This is a genomic window from Arthrobacter sp. N199823, from assembly GCF_002929705.1.
GTDB lineage: Bacteria > Actinomycetota > Actinomycetes > Actinomycetales > Micrococcaceae > Specibacter.
In genome coordinates this window covers 832,062-849,596 of sequence record NZ_PJIN01000001.1, presented here as the reverse complement: position 1 = coordinate 849,596, position 17,535 = coordinate 832,062, and the positions used below count along the sequence as shown (strand labels likewise).

Below are 17,535 nucleotides of genomic sequence, written 5' to 3'. Positions count from 1 at the left end.
CGTGGAGAGGTGGGACAGCAACGTCCCGAGTGCCCCTCTTCACCTGCCTGTCGACGGCGGCGGCGCCGGCTCGTGACCGCTAGGAAACGTTGATCTCTCGCTTGAGGATCTTACCCGTGGGACCCTTGGGCAGTGCGTCAACAATCATGACCTTGCGCGGATACTTGTAGGCGGCCACCCGCGCCTTGACGAACTCTTGAATCTCCGCGGCCAGCGCCTCGGGGTTCTCGGCACCAGCAGCACCGTCTTTCAGCGCGACCACGGCGCACACTTCCTCACCGTGGACGTCGTCGGGCTTGCCAAGAACGGCAGCCTCGGCCACGGCTGGGTGTTCGTACAGAACTTCCTCAATCTCGCGCGGGTAGATGTTGTAGCCACCGCGCAGGATCATGTCCTTCTTCCGGTCCACAATGAAGAACACGCCGTCCTCATCCCGGCGTCCCAGATCCCCGGTGCGGAACCATCCGTCAGGGATGGCGGCCGCTGTCGCCTCGGGGTTATTCCAATACCCCTTCATGACGTAGGGGCCGGCCACGGCAATTTCTCCCACCGCGCCAGGTTCGACGTCGGCTCCTTGGTCATCGATGACCCTCAGTTGCGCTCCGGTAACCGCGGTGCCCACGGAACCTGGCTTGCGAACGCCGTCGGTCTGATTGAAGCTGACCACGGGTGAGGTCTCAGACAAGCCGTAGCCTTCCAGCAAGGTGGCTTTGAAAGTGGATTCGAATTCGTGCAGGATTTCCACTGGCAGAGCCGAGCCACCGGAGGCCGCCAGCCTCAGACTGCTCAGGTCATAGTTTTCCCGGCCGGGGGCACGCAACAGTGCAATGTACATGCTGGGGACACCTTCAAAGATGGTGACCTTGTCTCGCTGAATGATCTCCAGTGCCTTGACCGGATCGAAGCGGGGCAGCAGGGTCACAGCAGCCCCCGCCATGACGGCCGAGTTCAGCGCGCAGGTCTGCCCAAAGATGTGGAAGAACGGCAGTCCGCCGAATATCACGTCCCCGTCGCGGCTCTTGAAAAGGCTGACGGATACTTCGGCGTTGCTGCGCAGGTTCTCATGGGTGAGCTCGGCACCCTTAGGCTTGCCCGTGGTCCCGGAGGTGTACAGAATGACGGCCGTGTCGTCCTTGGCTGCGTCAGCTACTTCATGGATCGGCTCCAGCGGGGTCACTAGGGCCATGAAGTTCGCGTCAATGGGAATGATGTCAGTTCCGGTCTCAGCGGCTCCAGTGGCAACTTCAGCCATGACGCCTTCCCACGCGAAGGCCAGCGTGGCGCCGGAATCTTGTAAGTGATAGGCCACTTCGCGGGCTTTCAAGAGCGGATTCAGAGGAACTACAATGGCCCCGTAGCGCAGAATGCCGTAATAAATGGGCGGCATCTGCGGCAGGTTGGGTGAAATTAGTGCCACCCGGTCCCCCGGGTTGACACCACGTTGGGCCAGCAACGCCGCAACCTTGGCACTGAGCACTTCTAGGGCGCCATAGGTGATTTCTATGTCATCGAGTTTGATGACAATCCCGCCCGGATTCCTTGCGGCGGAGGCGGGGACAATTGAGGCCAGATTCGTCATGGTGCTCCTTTAATGCTGGAGATGCTTGGGTCCAGAGTCCATCATCGGCAATGATGGCGGGAATCAAACACCAGGAGACGCCGTCGTCCCATGCCACCACCATAACCTGCAAAGGCGTGATTTACACCACACGGCTACTGGCCGGTAGCCATTTCCCGCCATGTAATACCTTGCTGCGAATTAGAATATATGTTCTAATCAGAGAATGCGGTGGACTAATCAGCAAATCAACCAGCCACTTTTTCCCGAACAGCTGGCCGTTTCGCCAGCTCAGGTGGCACCTGAGCTGCCTCCCGGCGCGCCACTGCTCCCCTTGGCTGGACTGGTCAAGAGTGTTCAAACTCCCGAGTTTGCCGGTATTACCTTTCATGAGGTTTTGTCCAAGTCCGCGTTAAATAAGGTTCCTCCCAGCTCCACCATGCCGTTTGAATGGACTGTCAATCCGTACCGGGGCTGCTCCCACGCTTGCGTGTACTGCTTTGCGCGCAAGAGCCACACCTATCTGGACTTTGATCCCGGAGTGGATTTTGACTCTCAAGTTGTCGTCAAGGTCAATGTGGCTCAGGTGCTGCGCAAGGAATTGTTCAAGGCCTCGTGGCAGCATCACCACGTTGCGCTGGGCACCAATACGGATCCTTACCAACGGGCGGAAGGGCGTTATCAGCTCATGCCCGGCATCATTAGGGCTCTGGCCGATTCCGGGACCCCGTTTTCCATTCTGACCAAGGGCACGCTGCTGGCGCGAGACATCCCCGTCTTGCGCGAGGCCGGACGCCAGGTCAGTGTTGGGATGGGGATCTCTCTGGCGTTATTAGACGAGGCTCTGGCCCAGACCTTGGAGCCTGGCACCCCGTCTCCCAAGGCCCGCCTGTCCTTGATCAGCAAGCTGCGCGATGCCGGTCTGCCTTGCGGTGTCATGGCCATGCCCATTCTGCCGTGGCTCACCGATTCTGAAGAGGCCCTGGACACGCTCTTTGCCGCCTTAGCCAAGGCTGGCGCAACGGGTGTGAGCGCCGGAGCTCTGTACCTGCGTCCAGGCACCCGTGAGTGGTTCATGCAGTGGCTGGCCCGCGAGCACCCATCATTGGTCGGCCGCTACCAGCGGCTCTACGGCTCTGGGGTCTACGCCTCCAAGGAGTACCGGCAATGGCTGGCCGCCCGGGTCAACGAGGCCAAAGCACGCAACGGCTTTGGCAAGCAGGGCTTCATCCACGATCCACGGCAGGAAGAGGCCCAATATCCAGCCGGGAGTATGCCCAGCGTCCCGGGTGCCGATGGTGAGCGTCTGCGTGCCCTAGCGGGCGGCGGATTCCGCGGCATACCCTCGTCTACAGCCCCAGACAGCGGAGCAAATAGGGAGAGTGCCAATGCAGGCATGACAAAAGCGGGGACCCCGACTGGGATCCCCGCCTCGTTCAACCGTGAGCCCACCTTGTTCTAAGCTCTGGGGCCGAACCCAACGTGTGCGCGGTTGGTGCTGTATCTGACTGTCTGCCTTGGTCGCTGTGCAGCCTTACTTGATGAACTGGACGTTGAACGGGAACTTGTATGTCTGCCCGTTGCGGAGCTGCTGAGGTGCGTTCACAGCCGCGATGATGTGGATGATGAACAGCGCCACTCCGGCAATTCCGAAGACAACACCCAAGTAGGGAATGAACGTCAGGACAAAGGCAATGACGCGCAGGATCGAGAAGTTCAAGTTCTGCCGGTGGAAATCATCTGCAAGGCTGTTCTTGCCCTTCTCCGTGAGGAAGAAGATCAGTGCAGGGATCCAGCTGAAGAACACGGAGAGCCAGTAGTTCAAAACTACGGTACCTGCGGGGTCAACAGCACCCTGCTGGTACTGCTGGCTAGGAGCTTGCGGGTACGGCTGCTGGGCCGGGGTCTGCGGATACTGCGGCGCAGTAGCGGGCTGCTGATACTGCGCCGGAGCCTGCTGGGCGGGCTGGCTATAGCCGGGCTGCTGATACGGGACGGGGCCCGTGGGCTCAGGTGCGTTGTATCCCGGAGGCGTTGGCCCAACGGGCGGTGTGGGGGAATTATTCTCGCTCATGTGTTCTCTCCTTGGTCAGTAACCGTGGTTACCAATCTAGTCGTTTTCCACGCCCCGTGCCCGCAATTGACGGCAAGTTCGGCGGCTTTTTAAGCAGTGAAGGTGGCAGGAACGTCTGGCGTTCCTGCCACCTTGCGCATGAGTAGAGCTACCGAAACGGGTTATCCGCTCTTGCGGCGGAACTCGCGCTTGGCTGCTGCAGCCCCGTGGGAGGCATTGATCTTGGGCCCACCCTTGGCAGACACGCTGCCGTGCTGCTGGTTCTTCTTGTTCTCTAGCGCCTGCCGAAACTTTTCCTTCGTTTCTTCGCTGGCACCTGCGGCGGTTTGATCATCGTGGTGATTACTCGTCATGGCACAACCTCCTTGGGGTCTTCAGGACCCAGTCTGGCACAGGACATTGGATTCTCAACACCCATTGGGCTAATTATGGTTGGCTAGTGAAGGCGATCAGGGCATGCACTATGGGCAAGTCAGCGGGAATCCACGGCAATTCCAGGATTTGAGGCCCGGCTAGCTCAACCCAAAGCAGCGCATCGTGGTCTTCCAAAGGTTCAGGCGTGCCATTTGTTGTCTGCGCCAGCCACACGCGCATGGCGGCGCCAGAATTCAAAGGCCAGCCATCCGGCGTCGTGCCTGCCAACTCTGCACCCAACGTTACTGTGATGCCTAACTCTTCTAGGACTTCTCGGTGCAGGGCCTGTGCCGGTTCTTCACCGGGCTCAATTTTTCCGCCGGGGAACTCCCACATGCCCGCAAACTCGGGAGGAGCCGTCCGCCGGGCTGCCAATAATGTGCGGGGATTCTCGAGCGAGTCAACGAGTGCTGCGCCTACGATTTGTTTCATGGTCGTCACCAGCTAAGTCTAGGGCGAACTAGAATGATGATGGCACCTTCGTGCCCCCAGCCGCTGCGCACTGTGGCGCCGGCACCTCCCGCCAACGGCGGATCCACACAACCCACCTTGTGAAAGTTATTCTCCATGTCCCTGCTTAAATCCCAGCGCGGTCCCACCCCGTCCTCGCCCAACGCCGTTGCCTGGGCAATCCTGGCCCTGGCCATTGGCGGCTTCGGCATTGGCACCACCGAATTCGCGATGATGGGCTTGCTGCCCAATGTTGCCGAGGGTGTGGGCGTCAGTGTGCCGACCGCAGGCCACGTCATCTCCGCCTATGCCCTCGGCGTGGTGGTGGGTGCACCGTTGTTGGTCGCTATCGGTGCGAAGATGCCGCGCAAAACCCTGGCTCTGGGCCTCATGGGGCTTTTTACCGTGGGCAACTTGCTCTCCGTGTTCGCTCATGACTACACCACCTTGTTGGTCACACGCTTCATTGCGGGTCTGCCACACGGCGCCTTCTTTGGTGTCGCCGCAGTACTGGCCGCCTCATTGGTGGCGCCTAGTAAACGAGGACGGGCCATTTCCATGGTCATGATGGGTCTGTCCATCGCCAACGTACTCGGCGTCCCGCTGGCCACCTATGTAGGCCAACAGTTCGGGTGGCGCTGGCTGTTCGTGCTGGTAGCCATCATTGGCGTCATCACCATGGTGTGCATCACGGCGTTTATTCCGACGCAAGGGGCTCAGCCCGGTGCCAGCTTGCGCAAGGAACTTGGCGCCTTGCGTCGCGGTCAAGTCTGGCTGACCCTGCTGGTGGGCGTGGTTGGTTTTGGTGGCTTCTTTGCCGTCTACACCTACGTTGCCAACACCATGACGGATGTGGCTGGCTTTAATTCAGGGTTCCTGCCCGTCATTGTTGGTCTGTACGGGGTGGGCATGGTGGTGGGAAACTACATCGGCGGACGGCTCGCCGACTGGTCCGTCATGGGCAGCATCTACGCTGTCATGTCCTTCATCGCTGCCATGTTGGTGCTGTACGCAGCCTCGGTCCATATTCAGTGGATGGCGCTACTCATGATCTTCGTCATTGGCGCCTCGGGTGCCATGCTGATTCCTTCGCTCCAGACTCGCCTCTTGGACGTCTCCCCCGGGGCGCCAACGCTGGCCTCATCCTTGAATCACTCGGCGCTGAACATGGCCAACGCGCTTGGCGCCTTCGTGGGTGGGCTCGTCATCACATGGGGATGGGGCTACACCGCCCCGGCTCTGGTAGGCGCCGTCTTGGCCGTGCTGGGCTTGGGCATCGCACTCCTCAGCGGGCTGCTTGATAAGGCCGGCAAGAAGTAACTCGTCCCCGACAAACTGCACCCAAGCGGCAGACAAAAAGGATCCCGCAGCTAGTTTTACTAGGTACGGGATCCTTTGTTTAACGCTGTGTTCCGGCTGGTTCAACCTGCCAGGAGACGGTTCTCTTTGAACTCTCCAGAGGCACGTCCGGTTCGGCAGGAGGAGCTGAACTGCAGTGCCGACTCTGCAGGGGTTCTTCGGCAGCAAGAGCAGCGCGTCTCATGCGGTCAGCTGACCGGGTATCCGTGCACTGATGCCCGGTGCGCTAGGGCGCCGTGCTGGGCCCTTGCGCTTACGCGCCTTGCACCTATGCGCGGTGCTGGGCCCTTGCGCTGGCGTACAGGCACACGGTTGCGGCCGTTCCCAGGTTTAGTGACTCTGCTGCGCCGTAGACGGGCACAGCCACGCGGTGATCGGCCAGAGCCTTTTCCTCGCCTGCGAGGCCTTGTGCTTCGTTGCCAAACATCCAGAGGGTGGGCCGCTCCAGCTCGTAGCTGGAATCCGGGATTTCCTGATCGAAGGCACGGGCCGCGCTCTCGTCCTGCAGCAGGTCCAGGTTCAGCTGTCCATAGCCGTCGGCGGCGAGGATACCCACACCGGCAGCCTTGGCGGCGGCAACCACTTCGGCTAGATCTGCGCCAAGAACAACCGGGAGGTGGAACAACGATCCCGCTGTGGAGCGGACAGTTTTGGGGTTGTAGACATCCACGCTGGAGTTGGAGAAGATCACGGCGTCTGCACCGGCAGCATCAGCGGCACGCAGCACAGTGCCGGCGTTTCCCGGGTCCTGCACGCGGCACAACATGGCGATCAATTTCGGCTTGGCAGCAAAGACCTCCGCCAACGGCACGTCCACAAAGTTACAGACAGCAACAATGCCCTGAGGGGCTACGGTGTCAGTCATGGCGGACAACACAAGTTCGCTGGCAACGCGAACCTGTACACGGGATCCTGGCGCCGAAGCAGCTTCCACCAGCTCCGGGTACTTCCTCAAGCTCTCAACAGTGCCGTACAACGCTTCCACCACTGCTGTGCCGCCAGCGGCAAGGCATTCGCGGTGGGCGCGCAACGCTTCACGGACGGACTGCGGGCCTTCAGCCAGGAACTGACGGCGCTTTAAACGGCCCGAGCGCCCGGTCAGCTTCGCAACGTCCCTCACACGATCTGCTCGAGGATTGGTCATTGCTTCTGCTGGCGGGCGCCCGGTTTCACTCATAATTAGGACTTTATCAGTCACTACTCATGAACAAGGAACTGGAGAGTTCCTTCAGGGTATTTCTAGAATTACTTTGCTACCGGAGCTGAGGTATCAGCAGGCAGTGCAGCCTTGGCGATGTTCACCAGAGCGGCGAAAGCAGCGGCGTCGTTGACGGCCAGGTCGGCCAGCATGCGACGGTCAACCTCGATCGCAGCAGCCTTCAGGCCCTGGATCAAGCGGTTGTAGGTCAGGCCGTTGGCGCGTGATGCAGCGTTGATACGCTGGATCCACAGGCGACGGAAGTCACCCTTACGCTTGCGGCGGTCACCGTAGCTGTAAACAAACGAGTGCAGCAGCTGCTCTTTGGCCTTGCGGTACAGACGTGAACGCTGTCCACGGTAACCCTTTGCGCGCTCAAGAATAACCCGACGCTTCTTATGGGCGTTTACAGCCCTCTTCACACGTGCCACGTGCGTACTCCTTCAATTTTAAAGATCCCAAGCCAATCATGCCAGGGAAGGCTTTGATGAATGGTGTCAGACCCTGAACTGGGAATCACACCGATTGACTTGCGAAATTAGATGCCGAGCATCTTCTTGATGTTGCGAACATCTGCCTTGGCAACCGTGAGGTCACCCTTCAGACGACGCTTCAAGCTGGAAGGCTTGTGCTCCAGGTAGTGGCGGCGGTTAGCCTGCTGGCGCTGCAGCTTACCGGAACCGGTCAGCTTGAAACGCTTCTTAGCACCACTATGTGTCTTCATTTTAGGCATGAGGACCTATCTCCTTACGTATCCACCGGCGCTGCCTGTGGTTCTCTTGCAGCGACCGATTGGGTCACTGTGTGGGTGTATTCACCGCTGAAAAGGTGAAACCTTATTCAGCCGAACTGGGGGTTTCGTCCGCGGGAGCGCTCTTTGCAGAGGCTGCCTTCGCGGCCGGTTTTGCAGCAGCCTTGGCGGCCGGCTTTGCTGCGGGCTTCGCAGCAACGGGCTTGGTCATGGGCTTCGGCATAGGAATGGGCTTTGCGGCAACCGGCTTCGGAGCAGCAACCGGCTTGGGCGCTACTGCGGGCTTGGTTGCAGCCTTAGCAACAGGTGCTGCCTTGGCCACGGGGGCCTTAGCTGCGGCCGGTGCCTTAGCGGGGGCTGCCTTGGCCGGAGCCTTGACAGGTGCGACGGCGGCTGCTGGCTTTTCGGCCGGAGCTTCCTTCGCCGGAGCTGCTTCAGGGGCCGGAGCCTTGGTCGGAGCGACAGTCTGTGCAACCGGTGCTACAACTTCCTGGGCAGCAGCGGCTGCGGGAGCCGCGATGTCCTCGTTCAAACGCAAGCCATCGGGCAACAAGTCAGCTAATGACTGAGTCATAGGTGCCTTGTTCTCGCGATCCACATCAACGCGGGCGGTGCCATTGGCAACGGCCTCGTTGTGGGCCTTGGCATCGGCGCGCTGCTGGTTGCGGCGTGCTTCTGCCTTGGCTTCAGCCTTGTTCTTCAGGGGACCGATAACCATGACCATGTTGCGGCCGTCAATGCGGGGGCTCGATTCGATGACGCCAACTTCGGCGACATCTGCGGCGAACTTCTGCAGGAGACGGATGCCCATTTCCGGACGCTGCTGCTCGCGTCCACGGAACTGGATCATGGCCTTGACCTTGTCACCGGCTCCGAGGAAGCGTGTTGCGTGTCCACGCTTGGTCTCGTAGTCATGGGTGTCAATCTTGAGACGGAAACGGATTTCCTTCAAGACGGTATTGGTCTGGTTCTTACGGGCTTCACGAGCCTTGACTGCGGCTTCATACTTGTACTTGCCGAAGTCCATCAGTTTGCACACCGGCGGCTTAGCCGTCGGCGCGACCTCAACCAGATCCAAGTCAGACTCAGCTGCTAAACGGAGGGCATCCTCAATGCGGACAACTCCTACTTGTTCGCCTGCTGGCCCAACCAACCGCACCTCGGGGACGCGGATTCGATCATTGATGCGTGGCTCGCTAATGTGTAGCTCCTGTTGCCTAAAAGGGTGAGTACCACCAGCAACGAAGAAGGCCTCCAATTTGCTGATGCAATGGAGGCCTCGAATGATCGGCACAGGCCCCCTAGAAAGGAGACGTGCTTGTCCGCCCCCAAGGGGCGGTGCCGACCTAAAACCAGACAACGCCAAAGTTTGGGTCGAAAGGTGGGAGAGGACTCCACTTGCAAACTCTTTGCAGCTATTCGCCAGCCCCTGTGACTTTCGCCTTGAGGACACGCGATAAATAACAGCATCGAGTCGGTCTATGACAAGCTTAGCAGCATGAGTAGCTCAGATAATAATCCAGACACCCGCAACACGTTTGAAGCAGCCCCCGAGGAAGCCCTGACCGATTCTCAGGCTGCCTCGGTAGTACGTGATATCGCAGAGGTTCCCGCCATTGAGGTCATTACAACTGCCGCCGTTCACCTCATGAGCGCCGCAGCCGTCAAGTGCGGCCTAGCCGCCGGACCCGACGCTGAAGAACTCAAGGACCTAGACGAGGCCCGCAAGCTCATCACCGCGCTGGCAGGTTTCGTGACCGCCGCAGCCCCTGAAATCGGCAGCCAGCACGCTGGACCGTTGCGCGATGGCCTGCGTTCTCTGCAGCTCGCCTTCCGTGAAGCATCAACCATCCAAGATGCTCCGGGCAAGGGGCCGGGCGAGAAGTACACCGGAGCGGTCAACTAGTCCCCACTCGCTCCCAACTTGAAGCCGCTGGCGCGTCTTTAAGTTGGGGCCCTCGCGAGCGTGGGCCCAATCGTTTCTCGAACGGCTCGTGCCTCGCTTCCGGCGCACACTCCCAATCGCTTCCCGAACGGTGAGTAGTTAGCAATGTTTATGCGTGACATTGCTAACTACTCACCGCTCGAGGTGTTTAAAGGGCCGTTACACCAGGTCCGGCTCACCCAAAAGGTCATCAGAATCATCTGGTTGCTGTGATTTCACTACGGCTGATTTTCCTCGTCGCCAGGCAGCCATGGCGATCAGTCCGATAATTGCCAGAACCGCACAGATGGCGCCCACAATGACGAAGCCGGCCCAGGGACCGATGCGGTCAATCATGACGCCGGCGAACGGTGCACCCATGGCATTGCCAATAGTCATGGAGGATCCGTACCAGCCCATGGCCTCGCCACGACGCTTTTCGCTCACTAGATCAGCAATATGCTCAGCACTTGATGTCAACACTGGCGCGCAGAGCAGGCCAGGCAGAATGGACAGCAATCCAAGTGTCCAGGCGTTGGTGGCGAATCCCATGGGAATAATCAAGACGGCCATGGCACCCAGTAGCCACAACGGGTTAACGGACTGCTTCAGTGCGCCGTAGACAATGCCGCCCACAATTGAGGCGCCGCACCAAAAGAGGAACACAATTCCGAGATCGGCCGTGCTGTCATTGAAGTTCATCAACGCGACCATGCCAACGTTGACGCCTGTCAGCACCAGACCGGCACCCAGCGACGTAGCCAGAATGGCTAGGACTGCAATATTGACCCAACGCAGGTTGTGATGAGTGTTCTCCCACCAGCGGGCCATGACGTTCTTCCCCGTTAGGTCGGGGGCTTGTTGGTCTTCTACCGGATCGGGCAGTTCGGTGACCGCGTCACCTACGGCAACATAGGATCCCTTGTGGCCAGTTCGAGTGGGCGGGTTGAACCACATGAGGAAGAGGCCGGCCAGCGACGCGCTCACACCAATGACAACCAGACCGAGCACAGTGTTGTTGGTGGCCAACAGGACACCGGCTGCCGGGCCGATCATGAACGTCAGTTCCCCACCCATGGAATCCAGCGCGTAGGCAGTTCGGCGTTGTTCCGGTGGCACCATGACACCCAGTGCCTGGCGAACCACGGAGAAGATGGGGACGGCAAAAAGGCCGCCGATGAACGCCGCCACGAGGAGCAGCTGAAAGTTCAAAAATGGCGCTGTCCCCCAGACCGTGACCTCGGCAATTACCGAGGGGATTAAGGCTCGGCGCAAGCCGTAGCGGTCCACCATACGTCCGCGCCACGGCGCCCCGATCGCAATACCGATGGTGACTGACGCCGCGATCAATCCCGCTGCAGCGTAGTCGAGTTCCATGGACTTGACCACGTGCAGCGTCAGCAGGACGCCTGCTGCTGCGTGCGGAACGCGGGCCAGCATGGCCACGATCAGGAGCCGGCGGACGGATCCAACCGCGAGAATTTCACGGTATGCAGCAAAATTCACGTTGATGACTTCTCTCTTGGTATCCATCACAAGAGAGCGTGACGCTGCTTCTGTGTGGTTCAGTTCTGAGGGTGCTGGAGCTGCAAACGAATCTGGATCGAATCAACTGCCGCAGCAAAATATTCGTTGCTGGCCCAATATTCTTGCAGCCGGTTCAAAAGCTCATTCACTTCAAGCTGATCGAGCCCGGGCAGCAACGTAAGGGTGACGCACAGTTCCGGTCCGGTTCCCCCACCTGACACCCGTTCAGATGGTTCGCCCTTAGTGCCCCAGAGGGATTCTATGCCCTGCCCGGCACTGGCGGAAATGTCGGTCACGGCTGTGTTACCTGCCGCCGACACGGAGTCGCGGAGAACTCTGTCAACCGCCTCATCCCCATAGCTGGGTTGCCACTGTTGCTGCTGCGCCAGAGCCCACATGGCGGGGCGGCGGACGACAAAAGGACGGTCGGAACCTGGATCTAACACCAGCATCGCAGCGTCCTCAGCCACCGCTGACAAGGCTGCACGAGCTGCGTAAACTGCCACAGGCCGTGCCTCGGGATGCCAGCGGGTGAGTGCGGCTGCATTAGTAAAGACCGGCAGCGCACGCCGTCCATCGGGACCATTGAGCGTCACCAGGGCCATATCTGATTCTTTGTCCGAGACCAGGCCGTTCTCGCCCACTGTCTGCTCGGCCAGTTGAGCGACAATCGGGATGAACACCCGGGCGGTAGCCAGTGAGGCAACTACCTGCGCTTCGCTGCCGTCACCCGCGGCAAGTGCCTGGAGGGCTGCGGCAAATCCTGCGTCCGTAGCGCCGTCGTCGGTGTCAAAGTTGTGGTACTTTTCCTGCGTGGGAAGGTCCCGGCCGGCCCAGGGCTGCCCGGCAGAATCGGTGCTACCACCAGCACCAGCTAGTGCGGCGGCAATGTGTCCGGGCAGCGCCTTCTTGGGCATCTCAGTCATAATTTAGCGGCGGCCTGCAACGTCAAGGGCCTGCGGGAGCGTGAACGCGCCGGAGTACAGTGCCTTGCCAACAATGGCACCTTCAACGCCTTCGCCTACTAATTCGCGCAGCACCCGCAGGTCCTCGAGGCTGGAAATTCCGCCGGAGGCCACCACGGGCTTGGAGGTGCGGGTGCACATTTCACGCAGCAGTTCCACGTTGGGCCCGCGCAAGGTGCCGTCCTTGGTGACGTCGGTGACCACGTACCGGGCGCAGCCGGCATCTTCCAAGCGAGCCAGGACTTCCCAAATGTCCCCGCCTTCCTTGGTCCAGCCACGGCCAGCCAAGGTGCTACCGCGAACATCAAGTCCGACGGCGATCTTGTCACCAAAGCGGTCAATCACCTTCGCGGTCCACTCCGGGTTCTCCAAAGCAGCCGTTCCAAGGTTGACGCGGCCTACACCCAGTTCAAAGGCGGCTTCCAACGTTGCGTCATCGCGCAGACCACCGGAGAGCTCAACCTTGATGTCCAAGGCCTGCACCATTTCGCTCAGCAGGTGCACGTTGGAACCGCGGCCAAAGGCTGCGTCCAGGTCCACCAAGTGAACCCACTCGGCGCCGTCGTTCTGCCACTTCATGGCGGCCTCAAGCGGGGAGCCATAACTGGTTTCTGAGCCAGCCTCGCCCTGAACCAAGCGCACGGCCTGGCCGTCCACAACGTCGACAGCGGGCAGCAATTCCAAAATGGGGGTGGTCATGGGGTCCTCAACGGTATGTGTACTGCGGGTGGAAACTACGGGACGAGAGTCCGCGGCATGGCCGCGGGATACTGCGTGAAACTTGAAGAGCGTGAAACTAGCAAAGCGTAACCGCGGAAAAGTGCGGCCCTAGAGCGTGAGCATGTAGGCAGCCACGAGTGACATGGCGGCCAGTACGGCAAAGCAGATGGGGATCCATCGGGCAGCTTTCTGCTGGTAGAAGGTGTAGCATCCACCGATCAGCAGGCCAGCCAGTGCCATCAGTAACAGCGAATACATCAGCTAGCCGCCTTGGTCAGGGACTTGACCCAGTTACGCAGCATGCGCGCCCCGGCGTCACCGGACTTTTCCGGATGGAACTGCGTGGCGCACAAGGGGCCGTTTTCCACGGCCGCAATGAACGGTGCACCGTGCTCGGACCAGGTCACCATGGGTGGGCGCATTTTGGGCTGCAGCACTTCAAAGTCCCACTTCTGGACGCCATAGGAGTGCACAAAGTAGAACCGTTCGGATTCCACGCCGTCAAAGAGCATGGAGCCCTCCGCTGCGGTGACAGTGTTCCAACCCATGTGCGGGACCACAGTGGCTGGCAATAGCTCCACAGTCCCGGGCCACTCCCCCATGCCTTCGCGGTGGGTACCGTGTTCCACTCCGGCGTCGAAGAGGATCTGCATACCCACGCAGATACCCAGAACAGCACGGCCACCAGCAACACGACGGCCGATCATCCGCAGCGCATCGACGGCCTTGAGCTCGTCCATGACGGAGGCGAAGGCACCAACACCAGGCACCACCAAACCGTCAGCGTTCAGAACGTCCTCCGGATTGGCGCTCAGTGTCACCACGGCACCGGCCCGCTCTAGCGCACGGACGGCGGAGCGGACATTGCCGGAGCCGTAGTCCAGTACCGTGACGGTGGGCTTGTCAAAGATGCTTGCCTCTGTCATGGCTGTCTCTGTCGCTTCGGAGCTCACAAAAGGCCCTTCGTGGAAGGAATGCCGGTGACACGGGGATCGGCTTCAACGGCCGAGCGCAGTGCGCGGGCAAAAGCCTTGAACTGCGCCTCAACGATGTGGTGGGGATCCCGGCCAGCAATGACTGTCATGTGCAGGCAGATCTGCGCATGCAAGGTGATGGCTTCAAATACGTGGCGGGTGAGCGATCCGGTGAAGTGACCACCGATCAAGTGATATTCCTGACCGGCCGGCTCGCCGCCGTGCACCAGGTACGGGCGGCCGGAGAGATCAACCACGGCGTTGGCCAGAGCTTCATCCAGCGGGACGGTGGCTTCGCCGAAGCGGCGGATCCCGGCCTTGTTGCCCAGGGCTTCCTTGAGGACTTCACCCAGGGAAATAGCAACATCTTCCACCGTGTGGTGCGCATCGATGTGGGTATCGCCAGTGGCTTTGATAGTCATGTCGATCAAGGAGTGCTTGGACAGCGCCGTGAGCATGTGGTCGTAAAAAGGGACGGAGGTGTCGATGTTCGACACACCTGTACCGTCGAGATTGATCTCCACCATGACGCTGGACTCGCTCGTGGCACGCTCCAGACGGGCGGTGCGTCCCTGGCCGGGATTCGAGCTGTTCTCAGTCATTGCGGCAGTCCTTTGTTGGGGTGCGCCCTCTCAGCCGGCAGTGACCGGGCAGGGAAGGACGCGCGAACGTATCGTGTGTAGTAATACCAGTTTAGGAGGGAAGCGAGGCTTATGCCCAACCAGTCCCCTGCCGGCGAACTTTTTATCTGAGGTTCGACGGCGGCTCCTCCTGTGGCGGCCAGACTTCCAACGGCTGAGAGGACTAGCCAACAAAGCCTCGTGGTGGGTGGCCTCAGGCGGGCCGCTCAGAGTGTGAGCGGCCCGCGGGCGCAATGTTAGGCGGCGAGGAACGCGCGCAGTCCATTAAGGAATGCCGTGGTCTCCACTTCGGTTCCGGCGGTAACGCGCAGGTGCCCGGGAATGCCTACGTCGCGGATGAGCACTCCGTCAGCTAACAAGGCCTCCCACAGCGCGTGCGGGTTTTCTACGCCACCAAAGAACACAAAGTTTGAATCAGACGGGGCCGGGGTGAATCCCAGCTCCGTCAGCTCATTGACGATCCGGTCGCGTTGGACCTTGATCTGCTCCACATTGGCCAGCAGCGAGACGGAGTTTCGCAACGCAGCAACGGCCGTTGCCTGGGTGATGGCGGAGAGGTGGTAGGGCAGGCGAACCAGGCGCAGGGCGTCGGTCACTTCCGGCGCGGCAGCCATATAGCCAAGCCGCGCACCGGCCAAGGCAAAGGCCTTGCTCATGGTGCGTGAAATAACCAGACGAGGTCGGCCTGCAAGCAGACTCAGGGCACTATTGGTTCCGGTGTGAGCGAATTCTGCGTAGGCCTCGTCAACAATGACGATGGTTTGAGATGCCTCACCGGCAGCATAAACGGCTTCTACAACGTCCAAGCCCAGTGCGGTGCCCGTGGGGTTGTTGGGCGAGCACAAGAAGACGATATCCGGGGCCTGCTGGCGGACCTGTTCGGCTGCAGATTCCGCAGAAAGGCTGTAGTCAGGCGCCCGGGTTCCTGCGATGTATCCAGTTCCGGTGCCGCTAGCGAGCAGTGGGTACATGGAGTAGGTGGGAGGGAAACCCATGACGGTGCGGCCGGGTCCACCAAACGCCTGCAGCAGCTGTTGGAGCACTTCATTGGATCCATTGGCGGCCCACAGATTTTCTTCCGTCAGGCCATGACCCAGATATGCGGCCAGTTCTTGGCGCAGGACGGTGAATTCCCTGTCAGGGTAGCGATTGAGGCCGTCAAGCTGGTCGGCCACGGCTGCCAGGATTGCTTCCTTGGCGTCGGTAGGAACTCCGAAGGTATTTTCATTGACATTCAGCAGGATCGGAACATCAAGCTGGGGCGCCCCATAGGGGTGCTGGCCCCGCAAGTCGTCACGAAGCGGTAACTGACTTAAGCGTTCAAACTGGTCCATACCCTCCAGCATATTTGCTGGCCGGGTCAAAGTTGGAAACGGTGACACAATGCGGACACGCATCCGCTACGCGCAAGCTGCTTCGGGTGCTACTTCGGGATGGGCACGTAGAGCCGCTGGCCGGCCTGCAGAACGCCTGTGCCCAGATCGTTCAGCGCAATGATCTCTCTGACAACGTGGCGAACATCTCGGGTGGAGTCTGCGGCAGCAGCGATGCTCCACAAGCTGTCGCCTTGCAGGACTGTCACGGCCACTGCATAGTCAGCCATACTCACTGTCCGCTGCTCGGCGGAGGCGTGAGCTGGGCTGGCCAGGGAGCCCGTCAGGACGGCTAGCGCTAGGAACAGCACCAGCGCCGCAGCGATGATGGCGGGGATTCCCAAGAACAGCAAGCGGCCCCTGCGGGTCAGTGCGAGCCCCGCTCCAGCCGAGTTGCCGGCGGAAGCCTTCCTGCTCGCGAGTGCTGCGGCCGAAGCCACACCGCCTTTGGAAGGGGACATGGTGGCGCCCGTGGACGCGCCAAAGGATGCGTGGGATACAAGCATTGCATTCATGACTTCTGGTCCTTTCACAGTGGATTCCGAACCCCGTGGCCACCTGCACCCATCGGATCAAAATTCCACACTCAACATCTTCGATAGAACGTATGTTCTAATTTGTTCTAGTACAGTTTTAGCATCTATTGACGATGCTTGCCAAGAGCAAATAGAACAAATGTTTGAAATTCACCTCTTAGTGGCTTAAACTTGAGGAACTAAGGATTGGCCGCTTGATGCAGTCCACCAGCAGGCACTGACATTGTTCAGGGCAGCCACGAAAGGAACGACGGAACCATGGCGCTTCCAGACCCGCCGCACCGCATTCCCCAAGCACCCAGCCGAGCTGGCATGAAGGGCCTGACGGTGCGGCAAAAGAAGATTCTTGAATGCATCCAGCGATGCATCGCCGACAAGGGCTACCCGCCGTCGATGCGTGAAATTGGCGATTCCGTGGGCTTGGCCAGTCTCTCCAGCGTCACGCACCAGCTGACCCAACTCGAACGCCACGGCTATCTGCGCCGCGACCCCAAGCGACCCCGGGCCATGGAAGTGCTGATCCCGTTGGTACTGGACACCGGTACCGTCTCTATTGAGGGCGTCAGTGCTCCGAAGAATTTGCGCAGTTCCAACGGCCTGAACTTTGCCGAGCTGAGCAGCTCCTCTGACACGGCGTATGTGCCGCTCGTGGGACGCATTGCAGCTGGCGGGCCAATTCTGGCCGACCAGTCAGTGGATGACATCATGCCGTTGCCGCGCCAGATTGTGGGTAGCGGTGAGCTCTTCATGCTCAAGGTGCAAGGTGATTCCATGATTGACGCCGCAATCTGCGATGGCGATTGGGTGGTGATCCGCCAGCAGCCCACAGCCAATAACGGCGACATCGTGGCTGCCCTGCTCGAGGATGAAGCCACTGTCAAGACGTTCCGTCAGCGTGACGGGCACACGTGGCTGTTGCCGCAGAACACGCGCTATGAACCCATCCTGGGCGACCACGCCACCATCATGGGCAAGGTCGTCTCGGTACTCCGTAGTCTCTAAGCAGTTAGCCGCAGCTTTCGGCTTAGAGCAACTGCCGCTTTGAGCAACTGCCGAAGAAACACTAAAGCA

General features: G+C 60.1%; 20 protein-coding genes. 4 read left to right on the top strand and 16 right to left on the bottom strand.

The annotated features are described in order from the left end of the window. Positions 1 to 79: 79 nt before the first annotated feature. The gene (locus CXQ93_RS03730; protein WP_104109079.1) at positions 80 to 1,579 is read right to left on the bottom strand and encodes a long-chain fatty acid--CoA ligase; all 1,500 of its coding nucleotides are present in this window, start codon (positions 1,577 to 1,579) and stop codon (positions 80 to 82) included. Positions 1,580 to 1,784: 205 nt separating this feature from the next. Between CXQ93_RS03730 and CXQ93_RS03725 the strand changes: the two genes are divergently transcribed. Further along, positions 1,785 to 3,020 carry an Rv2578c family radical SAM protein gene (locus CXQ93_RS03725; RefSeq protein WP_104109078.1) on the top strand — a complete coding sequence of 412 codons (1,236 nt, stop codon included), beginning with the start codon at positions 1,785 to 1,787 and terminating at the stop codon, positions 3,018 to 3,020. A gap of 72 nt (positions 3,021 to 3,092) precedes the next feature. On the opposite strand, the gene CXQ93_RS03720 is transcribed toward CXQ93_RS03725, so the two are convergent. The 3 genes from CXQ93_RS03720 to CXQ93_RS03710 all read right to left on the bottom strand — a co-directional run bounded on the left by CXQ93_RS03720 (position 3,093) and on the right by CXQ93_RS03710 (position 4,478). Next, a complete protein-coding gene (locus CXQ93_RS03720) occupies positions 3,093 to 3,632 on the bottom strand; it encodes a DUF4870 domain-containing protein (protein ID WP_104109077.1) in 540 nt (179 codons plus the stop codon). A gap of 161 nt (positions 3,633 to 3,793) precedes the next feature. Then, positions 3,794 to 3,985, bottom strand: a complete 192-nt coding sequence (locus CXQ93_RS03715; RefSeq protein ID WP_062290587.1) for a DUF5302 domain-containing protein — start codon at positions 3,983 to 3,985, stop codon at positions 3,794 to 3,796. Positions 3,986 to 4,058: 73 nt separating this feature from the next. Then, positions 4,059 to 4,478, bottom strand: a complete 420-nt coding sequence (locus tag CXQ93_RS03710) for a (deoxy)nucleoside triphosphate pyrophosphohydrolase (RefSeq protein WP_104109076.1) — start codon at positions 4,476 to 4,478, stop codon at positions 4,059 to 4,061. A 135-nt stretch (positions 4,479 to 4,613) separates the two neighbouring features. On the opposite strand from CXQ93_RS03710, the gene CXQ93_RS03705 reads away from it, so the two are divergent. Beyond that, entirely contained in the window at positions 4,614 to 5,816 is a 1,203-nt protein-coding gene (locus CXQ93_RS03705; RefSeq protein ID WP_104109075.1) for an MFS transporter, read from the top strand. A 307-nt stretch (positions 5,817 to 6,123) separates the two neighbouring features. Here the strand turns inward: CXQ93_RS03705 and CXQ93_RS03700 are convergent, their stop codons facing one another. From CXQ93_RS03700 to infC, 4 genes are all read right to left on the bottom strand, one after another. Then, entirely contained in the window at positions 6,124 to 7,032 is a 909-nt protein-coding gene (locus tag CXQ93_RS03700) for an RNA methyltransferase (RefSeq protein WP_104109074.1), read from the bottom strand. A 68-nt stretch (positions 7,033 to 7,100) separates the two neighbouring features. After that, positions 7,101 to 7,484 carry a 50S ribosomal protein L20 gene (gene rplT / locus CXQ93_RS03695; RefSeq protein WP_103466429.1) on the bottom strand — a complete coding sequence of 128 codons (384 nt, stop codon included), beginning with the start codon at positions 7,482 to 7,484 and terminating at the stop codon, positions 7,101 to 7,103. A gap of 107 nt (positions 7,485 to 7,591) precedes the next feature. Continuing rightward, complete coding sequence (rpmI, locus tag CXQ93_RS03690; RefSeq protein ID WP_044571805.1) at positions 7,592 to 7,786, bottom strand: 50S ribosomal protein L35; 195 nt, start codon at positions 7,784 to 7,786, stop codon at positions 7,592 to 7,594. Positions 7,787 to 7,889: 103 nt separating this feature from the next. Then, complete coding sequence (gene infC, locus CXQ93_RS03685; protein ID WP_258068564.1) at positions 7,890 to 9,098, bottom strand: translation initiation factor IF-3; 1,209 nt, start codon at positions 9,096 to 9,098, stop codon at positions 7,890 to 7,892. Positions 9,099 to 9,302: 204 nt separating this feature from the next. Here infC and CXQ93_RS03680 point away from each other — a divergent pair, with 204 nt between their 5' ends. Continuing rightward, positions 9,303 to 9,710 carry a DUF1844 domain-containing protein gene (locus tag CXQ93_RS03680; RefSeq protein WP_062290605.1) on the top strand — a complete coding sequence of 136 codons (408 nt, stop codon included), beginning with the start codon at positions 9,303 to 9,305 and terminating at the stop codon, positions 9,708 to 9,710. 198 nt (positions 9,711 to 9,908) lie between these two features. On the opposite strand, the gene CXQ93_RS03675 is transcribed toward CXQ93_RS03680, so the two are convergent. From CXQ93_RS03675 to CXQ93_RS03645, 8 genes are all read right to left on the bottom strand, one after another. Next, complete coding sequence (locus tag CXQ93_RS03675) at positions 9,909 to 11,261, bottom strand: MFS transporter (RefSeq protein WP_258068563.1); 1,353 nt, start codon at positions 11,259 to 11,261, stop codon at positions 9,909 to 9,911. Positions 11,262 to 11,293: 32 nt separating this feature from the next. Further along, positions 11,294 to 12,181 carry an SseB family protein gene (locus CXQ93_RS03670; protein ID WP_104109073.1) on the bottom strand — a complete coding sequence of 296 codons (888 nt, stop codon included), beginning with the start codon at positions 12,179 to 12,181 and terminating at the stop codon, positions 11,294 to 11,296. 3 nt (positions 12,182 to 12,184) lie between these two features. Beyond that, positions 12,185 to 12,919, bottom strand: coding sequence for a bifunctional 1-(5-phosphoribosyl)-5-((5-phosphoribosylamino)methylideneamino)imidazole-4-carboxamide isomerase/phosphoribosylanthranilate isomerase PriA (gene priA, locus CXQ93_RS03665; protein ID WP_104109072.1), 735 nt, complete (start codon positions 12,917 to 12,919; stop codon positions 12,185 to 12,187). Between the two features lie 129 nt (positions 12,920 to 13,048). Next, positions 13,049 to 13,198: a hypothetical protein gene (locus CXQ93_RS20590; protein WP_181036034.1), complete on the bottom strand. Its 150-nt coding sequence runs from the start codon at positions 13,196 to 13,198 to the stop codon at positions 13,049 to 13,051. Continuing rightward, the gene (gene hisH / locus CXQ93_RS03660) at positions 13,198 to 13,866 is read right to left on the bottom strand and encodes an imidazole glycerol phosphate synthase subunit HisH (protein WP_104109071.1); all 669 of its coding nucleotides are present in this window, start codon (positions 13,864 to 13,866) and stop codon (positions 13,198 to 13,200) included. Before hisH ends, CXQ93_RS20590 begins: the two co-directional genes overlap by 1 nt. 23 nt (positions 13,867 to 13,889) lie before the next feature. Further along, positions 13,890 to 14,516, bottom strand: a complete 627-nt coding sequence (hisB, locus tag CXQ93_RS03655; RefSeq protein ID WP_104109070.1) for an imidazoleglycerol-phosphate dehydratase HisB — start codon at positions 14,514 to 14,516, stop codon at positions 13,890 to 13,892. Between the two features lie 275 nt (positions 14,517 to 14,791). Next, positions 14,792 to 15,889, bottom strand: coding sequence for a histidinol-phosphate transaminase (locus tag CXQ93_RS03650; protein WP_104109069.1), 1,098 nt, complete (start codon positions 15,887 to 15,889; stop codon positions 14,792 to 14,794). Between the two features lie 89 nt (positions 15,890 to 15,978). Next, on the bottom strand, positions 15,979 to 16,443 hold the full coding sequence (locus tag CXQ93_RS03645) for a LysM peptidoglycan-binding domain-containing protein (RefSeq protein ID WP_258068562.1): 465 nt from the start codon (positions 16,441 to 16,443) through the stop codon (positions 15,979 to 15,981). A 279-nt stretch (positions 16,444 to 16,722) separates the two neighbouring features. Here CXQ93_RS03645 and lexA point away from each other — a divergent pair, with 279 nt between their 5' ends. Next, a complete protein-coding gene (gene lexA, locus CXQ93_RS03640) occupies positions 16,723 to 17,466 on the top strand; it encodes a transcriptional repressor LexA (protein ID WP_104109068.1) in 744 nt (247 codons plus the stop codon). Positions 17,467 to 17,535 lie beyond the last annotated feature (69 nt).

Bases quoted from the DNA above. Each gene is read 5' to 3' on its own strand.
- CXQ93_RS03730 (WP_104109079.1), bottom strand. From the start codon at position 1,579: ATGACGAATCTGGCCTCAATTGTCCCCGCCTCCGCCGCAAGGAATCCG.
- CXQ93_RS03725 (WP_104109078.1), top strand. From the start codon at position 1,785: ATGCGGTGGACTAATCAGCAAATCAACCAGCCACTTTTTCCCGAACAG.
- CXQ93_RS03720 (WP_104109077.1), bottom strand. From the start codon at position 3,632: ATGAGCGAGAATAATTCCCCCACACCGCCCGTTGGGCCAACGCCTCCG.
- CXQ93_RS03715 (WP_062290587.1), bottom strand. From the start codon at position 3,985: ATGACGAGTAATCACCACGATGATCAAACCGCCGCAGGTGCCAGCGAA.
- CXQ93_RS03710 (WP_104109076.1), bottom strand. From the start codon at position 4,478: ATGAAACAAATCGTAGGCGCAGCACTCGTTGACTCGCTCGAGAATCCC.
- CXQ93_RS03705 (WP_104109075.1), top strand. From the start codon at position 4,614: ATGTCCCTGCTTAAATCCCAGCGCGGTCCCACCCCGTCCTCGCCCAAC.
- CXQ93_RS03700 (WP_104109074.1), bottom strand. From the start codon at position 7,032: ATGAGTGAAACCGGGCGCCCGCCAGCAGAAGCAATGACCAATCCTCGA.
- rpmI (WP_044571805.1), bottom strand. From the start codon at position 7,786: ATGCCTAAAATGAAGACACATAGTGGTGCTAAGAAGCGTTTCAAGCTG.
- CXQ93_RS03680 (WP_062290605.1), top strand. From the start codon at position 9,303: ATGAGTAGCTCAGATAATAATCCAGACACCCGCAACACGTTTGAAGCA.
- CXQ93_RS03675 (WP_258068563.1), bottom strand. From the start codon at position 11,261: ATGGATACCAAGAGAGAAGTCATCAACGTGAATTTTGCTGCATACCGT.
- CXQ93_RS03670 (WP_104109073.1), bottom strand. From the start codon at position 12,181: ATGACTGAGATGCCCAAGAAGGCGCTGCCCGGACACATTGCCGCCGCA.
- priA (WP_104109072.1), bottom strand. From the start codon at position 12,919: ATGACCACCCCCATTTTGGAATTGCTGCCCGCTGTCGACGTTGTGGAC.
- CXQ93_RS20590 (WP_181036034.1), bottom strand. From the start codon at position 13,198: ATGTATTCGCTGTTACTGATGGCACTGGCTGGCCTGCTGATCGGTGGA.
- hisH (WP_104109071.1), bottom strand. From the start codon at position 13,866: ATGACAGAGGCAAGCATCTTTGACAAGCCCACCGTCACGGTACTGGAC.
- hisB (WP_104109070.1), bottom strand. From the start codon at position 14,516: ATGACTGAGAACAGCTCGAATCCCGGCCAGGGACGCACCGCCCGTCTG.
- CXQ93_RS03650 (WP_104109069.1), bottom strand. From the start codon at position 15,889: ATGGACCAGTTTGAACGCTTAAGTCAGTTACCGCTTCGTGACGACTTG.
- CXQ93_RS03645 (WP_258068562.1), bottom strand. From the start codon at position 16,443: ATGAATGCAATGCTTGTATCCCACGCATCCTTTGGCGCGTCCACGGGC.
- lexA (WP_104109068.1), top strand. From the start codon at position 16,723: ATGGCGCTTCCAGACCCGCCGCACCGCATTCCCCAAGCACCCAGCCGA.